This is a genomic window from Microcystis flos-aquae FACHB-1344 (assembly GCF_014698375.1).
In the GTDB taxonomy this organism is placed as follows: domain Bacteria; phylum Cyanobacteriota; class Cyanobacteriia; order Cyanobacteriales; family Microcystaceae; genus Microcystis; species Microcystis aeruginosa.
In genome coordinates this window covers 1-6,582 of record NZ_JACJSW010000195.1, presented here as the reverse complement: position 1 = coordinate 6,582, position 6,582 = coordinate 1, and the positions used below count along the sequence as shown (strand labels likewise).

The 6,582-nt window shown below is 47.0% G+C and carries 6 protein-coding genes and 1 tRNA gene; 6 read left to right on the top strand and 1 reads right to left on the bottom strand.

The window, feature by feature from the left end; translation table 11 throughout:
* Nucleotides 1-136 precede the first annotated feature (136 nt).
* Nucleotides 137-209: transfer RNA gene (locus H6G48_RS19925), tRNA-Arg, on the bottom strand.
* 56 nt (nt 210-265) lie between these two features.
* Here H6G48_RS19925 and surE point away from each other — a divergent pair.
* The 6 genes from surE (at nt 266) to H6G48_RS19895 (ending at nt 6,508) form a co-directional block, all read left to right on the top strand.
* Nucleotides 266-1,078 (top strand): 5'/3'-nucleotidase SurE, encoded by an 813-nt coding sequence (surE, locus tag H6G48_RS19920; RefSeq protein ID WP_190722957.1) that lies wholly within the window; start codon nt 266-268, stop codon nt 1,076-1,078.
* A 47-nt stretch (nt 1,079-1,125) separates the two neighbouring features.
* Nucleotides 1,126-1,707, top strand: a complete 582-nt coding sequence (locus tag H6G48_RS19915) for a DUF3727 domain-containing protein (RefSeq protein WP_012267496.1) — start codon at nt 1,126-1,128, stop codon at nt 1,705-1,707.
* A 751-nt stretch (nt 1,708-2,458) separates the two neighbouring features.
* Entirely contained in the window at nt 2,459-3,460 is a 1,002-nt protein-coding gene (gene ldpA / locus H6G48_RS19910) for a circadian clock protein LdpA (RefSeq protein WP_190722956.1), read from the top strand.
* A 51-nt stretch (nt 3,461-3,511) separates the two neighbouring features.
* On the top strand, nt 3,512-5,323 hold the full coding sequence (locus H6G48_RS19905; RefSeq protein ID WP_190722955.1) for a R3H domain-containing nucleic acid-binding protein: 1,812 nt from the start codon (nt 3,512-3,514) through the stop codon (nt 5,321-5,323).
* Nucleotides 5,324-5,334: 11 nt separating this feature from the next.
* Nucleotides 5,335-5,598, top strand: coding sequence for a hypothetical protein (locus H6G48_RS19900; RefSeq protein ID WP_242034703.1), 264 nt, complete (start codon nt 5,335-5,337; stop codon nt 5,596-5,598).
* Between the two features lie 373 nt (nt 5,599-5,971).
* The gene (locus H6G48_RS19895) at nt 5,972-6,508 is read left to right on the top strand and encodes an RNA-guided endonuclease TnpB family protein (RefSeq protein ID WP_190722954.1); all 537 of its coding nucleotides are present in this window, start codon (nt 5,972-5,974) and stop codon (nt 6,506-6,508) included.
* Nucleotides 6,509-6,582 lie beyond the last annotated feature (74 nt).

Here is a 6,582-nt window from a genome sequence, read left to right as displayed (position 1 = left end):
ATCCAATAAACGCTTGGGGAGAGAATACCTCTACTTTTTCAGAAGCAATTCTGTCTAAGCAAGTAATCTCTGTGAACCAAGAATCCCCGTCTCTTTAGAGCGGGGAGTGTCAAAATACCAACCCCTGATTTCTGAACGAGTACGGAGGGAGTCGAACCCCCGACACCCAGGACCGGAACCTGGTGCTCTATCCTCTGAGCTACGTACCCACAATAAAATACTATTATATCATACCACTAGCCGACGCAGTAGATCAGAAATTCCTATGACTAGCGATCGCCCTTTAAAACTACTGATCAGTAACGATGACGGCATTTCCGCCCTAGGAGTCCGCACCCTCGCTAATACCCTCGCTACTGCGGGCCATCAAGTCACCGTAGTTTGTCCCGACGGCGAGCGCTCTGCTACCGGTCATGGCTTAACCTTACACCATCCCATCCGGGCCGAACAGGTGGAAGGAATTTTTCATCCCGATGTGATTGCTTGGTCCTGCTCGGGAACTCCCGCCGATTCGGTGAAATTTGCCCTTAGTGCCGTCCTCAAAGAGCGTCCCGATTTAGTTTTAGCCGGCATTAACCACGGGTCTAATCTCGGCACCGATATCCTCTATTCTGGCACGGTTTCCGCAGCCCTAGAGGGCTTAATCGAGGGTATTCCCAGTATTGCTTTTAGTCTGGCTGGTTTTAAAGCCTGTGATTTCCAGCCGGCCGCCGATTTTGCCCTCACTTTAGTCAGGAAAGTTGCCCTTAACCCTTTTCCTCTTCCCACTTTACTCAATGTGAACGTCCCTCCGGTTAGTAGTGGCGAAATCAAGGGGGTGAAAATCACTAGGCAAGGATTGCGACGCTACGAAGAAACCTTCGAGAAAAGACTGGATCCTAGGGGTAAAAGTTATTACTGGTTAATTGGGGAAGTGGTGGAAGATATCGAACAACCGGACTATACCCATTTACCCCCGGAAGTGCCTACGGATGTGCGCGCTATTGGCGAGAATTTTATCACCATCACGCCCCTACAATACAATTTAACTGATGTGCAGGGTTTTCAACATTTGCACCGGAATTCTTGGTTTGATTGAGGATCATCTCATGATATTCTGATTCAATCATTAGCGTTTGAGAGCCTATGTCCCCTCAATTTAATTTTCAAGAAAATGAACTCGAAGAAGCGGATATCATAACCCTCTGGGATGAGCAAGGTCGATCGCTGGACTGTTATATTGAGAACGCCTATGAAACCGATGATCTCACCTATATGCTTCTTGTCCCCGTGGATACCCCGGTGATGATTCTAGCTTGGGATGAGGAATCGGAGGAAGAAGAATCTGATGCCTTCTTAATCGAAGATAGCGAGGAAATCGAGCGGATTTTCGCCGATGCTAAGGCAGTTTTAGCAGAATTAGACCTATTGCTCAAATCCACTGCCCACACCTTGACTGTTAGTGGTGAATTACCGCCCCTAGAAGAAGATAATGTTCTCAGTTTAGAAATTGATGGCGATGAACCCTCCTCGTCATCAGAGCCGGAAGAATTGCAATTTCTCGCCAGTTTCTTTTCGGAAGACCAAAAATACTCGATTTACAGTCCCCTAGCTCCTTTGTTATTCTTAGCCGTCGGTGATGCGGAAGGGAAAGTTGAATTAGTTTCCCCCGATGATGACGGTATGGGACCAATTCTAGAGGAACTTTTGTTTGATGAACTCGATTAATTACATAATTTTACCAAATCCGCCGACCAAAATTTTTGATAAATCTAGTCACAGTATATCTTGCGGGATTTTATTATCGTCGTGATTAAAGCGGATTTGGTATTTTTTCTCTAAATTAATTACACATTTCCCTAACCACTGACGAACTTATTATCTGTCGGATAGGCTTCTAGCCTCTGCTTGCTGGCAAAAGTGAGGGGCAGCCCGGGACAGACACTGATGCCAAAGGAAGAATAGACCTCTTGTAAAAATCAAAAACTGTTGTTAGGGTTAGGAGTCAGTAGCCGGTCGTCAGTAGTCAGGAGAATTAAGAATGAATAATAAGCAATTAAATGGTCTATTTACAGATTTTGTGCCATTTAATCCTTATTTTTGAGGTTTTTGAAACCTCAAAAACCTCAAAAAATTAAGGGCTGGCTGAATAAATCTAAAAACCTTGCTGGATAAGACTTTTAGACTTTTTTGAAATCCAAAAGTACCAGATATGGGAGTGATCAGGGGTAAATTCCGGGACTTTTTCCCTGAAAATTAGGTAATTGACCCCCTCAAAATCGGTAAAACCCCACACCCCACACCCCCCACCCTACACCCTACACCCTACACCCTACACCCTACACCCTACACCCTGCCCCTAGGAAAAACTTTTTCAGCAGACCCTAATTATGCAAGAGTTCTAGTCTTTAGTCAGAAGATTTACTATCAGAGCAGCACAAGGCTGACGTTTAGGGGCTGGCTGCGATAGGATAAAAAAGTGCTAGATAAAAACTCCTCTCCCTTCTGGTCTTTAGTTGCAGGTCACTGGTTCAAGCTCATCTGTGGAGCTAGTTACCAGGATTTGCCCACGATTCGCAACCTCGCTTTGACCTATACTATCGCCGGGGCCGATTGTATTGATGTGGCCGCCGACCGGGCTGTGATTGTTGCGGCCCGCGAAGGCATCGAAACTGCCGAAAAAATCGCCGGATTCCCCCCAAATCGACGACCTTGGTTAATGGTCAGTCTCAATGACGGGGAAGATCCCCACTTTCGTAAAGCTATCTTTAACCCGCAACTCTGTCCGGTCGATTGTCCCCGTCCCTGCGAAAAAATCTGTCCCGCTTATGCTATCGATAGGGGAGGAGTGATCGAACAGCGCTGTTATGGTTGCGGTCGCTGCTTACCCGTTTGTCCCCGGCACATAATCGAGACAAAATCCCGTGTCTGTCAACCCCAAGAAATTATCCCCTTAATGATCGAAATGGGAGTCGATGCGATCGAAATTCATACCCAAGTCGGTCATGGAGATGAATTTGCTCGACTCTGGCCAGCGATCGCAACTGTCAGTAAAAACCTAAAAATCCTGGCCATAAGTTGCCAAGATCATGAATATATCATTGATTACCTCCACTATCTGCGAGAAACTATTTCACCCCTAAGCTGTCCTCTGATTTGGCAGACGGACGGCCGACCGATGAGCGGCGATATCGGCAAAGGAACCACCCACCCAGCCATTAATATGGCCAAAAAAGTCCTCTGTGCCAATCTAACTGGATTTGTGCAGTTAGCCGGGGGAACCAATGACCACACCGTGACCAAATTACAGCAACTGGGACTGAGAGAAAAAATCGCTGGTATTGCCTATGGAAGTTACGCCCGTTCATTGATTTTGCCAATTTTAGAGCATTTAGACCAGCCTAACCTTGAAAATGACCCCCAAGCCCACCAAGAAGCCGTTAAAGCCGCTTCTATTCTCGTTGCTCAATTGAAAGCCTAGCCTTGGTCAAAAAACTATAATATTTTTTTAATTGACAACTAACCCCTAAATGTGTTAGACCCCAAGAAAATCTTGGCAATAAAAACAGCCAATTATCGCCAAAACCTTTTACTATTAATGCCAGAAACCCTACCCTCCTCTCGGATGCCAGTTACCGACGATTTAAACAAACTCTTGGCAATTCTACCTGCGCGGATTCGCGGCAAAATCGAGGAACACCCGCGGCAGCATCAACTGATCGAAGTAGTTATGGATTTGGGACGCATACCAGAAGCGCGTTTTCCCGATGGGGCGATCGATCTGGGGGACGAACCGATCTCAAAAGAAGAAATCCAGTATTCGATCGCCCGGGTGGGCAGTTTTAGCGGCGATAATCGCGCCGGGATTGAACGCACCCTGCACCGCATCAGTGCCATTCGCAATCGAGACGGGGAAATTATCGGTTTAACCTGTCGTATCGGTCGGGCCGTTTTCGGTACGATCACCCTGATTAACGACCTAGTGGAAACGGGTAAATCCCTGCTGCTGCTCGGTCGTCCGGGGGTAGGGAAAACCACCGCTCTCCGGGAAATAGCCCGAGTTTTAGCCGACGACCTCAATAAACGGGTAGTGATTATCGACACCTCCAACGAAATCGCCGGGGATGGAGATATTCCCCATCCGGCCATCGGTCGCGCTCGTCGGATGCAGGTGTCCCGTCCGGAATTGCAGCATCAAGTCATGATCGAAGCGGTGGAAAACCATATGCCGGAGGTGATCGTGATCGATGAGATCGGTACGGAATTAGAAGCTCTGGCCGCTCGCACGATCGCCGAACGCGGGGTGCAGTTAGTGGGAACCGCCCACGGCAATCAATTGGAAAATTTAATTAAAAATCCGACTTTATCGGATTTAGTCGGGGGAATTCAGGCAGTAACTCTCGGAGACGAAGAAGCGCGCCGCCGGGGTTCCCAAAAAACCGTTTTAGAACGCAAAGCACCGCCCACCTTTGACATTGCCATCGAAATGTTGGAACGTCAGCGCTGGGTCATCCACGAAGACGTATCCACCACTATCGACCAACTGCTGCGGGGACGGGAAGCAATTGCCCAAATCCGTTGGGTAGATGAGGAGGGAAAAGTACAGGTCACTCAGGAAGAACCAAAACCGGAAAACCTCACCCCTTTGCACCGCAATTATCTGCCGGAAATGGATAAACCCAAGGGATGGCGGGCCGATGGCCGAATGACTCCCGTGGCCCGTTTCGGTGCAGGCGGACTCAACCGGGAAAACGATTTCGATCGCCTCCTCGAACAATCCTGGCTGCAGGAAGAACCGGAAACGGAAAAAATCCGCGTCCCCGGTCCCAATGGCGAAGATTGGCCAGTTTATGTCTATCCCTACGGAGTCAGTCGCGCCCCGATCGAACAGGTAGTACAGGCCCTAGATTTGCCGATCGTTTTGACCAAAAATTTACAGGAGGCCGACGCAGTGCTGGCCCTGCGTTCCCACGTTAAAAATCAGTCAAAATTGCGGCAAATTGCCAAAGTACGACAAATTCCCATCCACGGCATCAAATCCAATACCCTACCCCAAATTTCTCGCGGTTTAAAGCGGATTTTGGGCATTGATGACCCGATGAATCAGGAAGGTGCGGATCTGCGTTTATTTGCCCGCAGCGGTAGCGATGACGAGATCGAAGCTTTGGAGGAGGCCCGGTTAGCGGTGGAACAAATCGTTATCCCTACCGGCCAACCGGTGGAGTTACTGCCGCGATCGGCGAAAGTGCGGAAAATGCAACACGAATTAGTGGAACATTACCGTCTCCAATCCGATAGCTTCGGAGAGGAACCGAATCGCCGTATTCGCATCTATCCAGCTTAGGAGTCGGGAATTTGAAGCGACGCACGCTAATTATTATGGGTACGGGGGCGGTGAGCGGTGCGGTGGCCGTCCTGATTATCCATCGTCCCCAATCGGCGGCGGAATTGCGCGCCAAAATGCCCCTGGCCGAAAGAATTAAGCTCTGTCTCGATCTGGCTAAGATTAAACTAGCCACCAGGATCGACTATCTCGATAGTTATGCCCGTCGGGGAATTCTCTATCTAAATGGAGCAAGAGGACTCCCGTTAAATTTCTCCTTAATTAGGGCTGGCTGAATAAATGTGAAATGTAGGTATGGTAAGGGTTTTGTGGCTTTTCTTGCTCCCACAGGTGCAAGATTTTGAGAGAATCGTGCTTCAAAACCTGGCGTCTTCATCGGCCCGCGTCCTGTAGGGGCGAAGCATTCGGATAGAAAATCTACGGTTTCACCGATAGGTTATTGCCCGAATGCTTCGCCCCTACTTTTTCAGCAGACCCTAATTAAACATATACCAGAAATTAACGTAACGATGAATTGCCACCAGAATCTAAACTAACGCGACAGCGTTTCCTTATTGGGAAAGGCTTGATTCTTAAGGTATGTATGAGCTTGACATATTTAAGCGGTAAGTCTTATACTAAAAAAATAACACAGATGGGGTCAGGCTGATGTTAAATGTTTTAAAAGTGAGAATATACCCAAACAAAGAACAAGAACTAGCCTTAACTAAAAACTTTGGTTGCGTTCGTTTTGTTGGGAATTACTACTTAAATAAAACTAACAATCAGTACCTAGAGACGGGGAAAGGAATGACCTACTGTCCCATGGCAAAAGACCTTACCCAACTCAAGAAACAACCTAATTTTGAATGGTTAGCTGAGGCTACTGCCGCCACCTTGCAGCAATCATTGAAAAACTTAGAATCTGCTTTTAAGAACTTCTTCTCAAAAAGAACAAAATTCCCTAAGTTTAAAAGTAGGCACAAAAAACAATCAATCCGTTATCCTGAAAGTTGTTCAATTAGAAATAAGGGAATTAAGCTACCTAAATTAGGAGTTGTAAAAGCTAAGATTTCTCAAGTGATAAACGGCCAGATTAAATCCGTAACTGTTTCTCAAACCAGTACAGATAAATATTTTGCTGCCATCTTGTTTGAGATCAGAAATGTTGAATCTCGTAACAAAACTTTACATTTAAGAACATGACAACCCCAGAACGCCATTTTTCAGATTGAATAGACAATTTTCCTAAACCAGTGTACATAGCTGATATGTTGACA

Coding starts and splice junctions, on each gene's coding strand:
- surE (WP_190722957.1), top strand. CDS start 266: ATGACTAGCGATCGCCCTTTAAAACTACTGATCAGTAACGATGACGGC.
- H6G48_RS19915 (WP_012267496.1), top strand. CDS start 1,126: ATGTCCCCTCAATTTAATTTTCAAGAAAATGAACTCGAAGAAGCGGAT.
- H6G48_RS19895 (WP_190722954.1), top strand. CDS start 5,972: ATGTTAAATGTTTTAAAAGTGAGAATATACCCAAACAAAGAACAAGAA.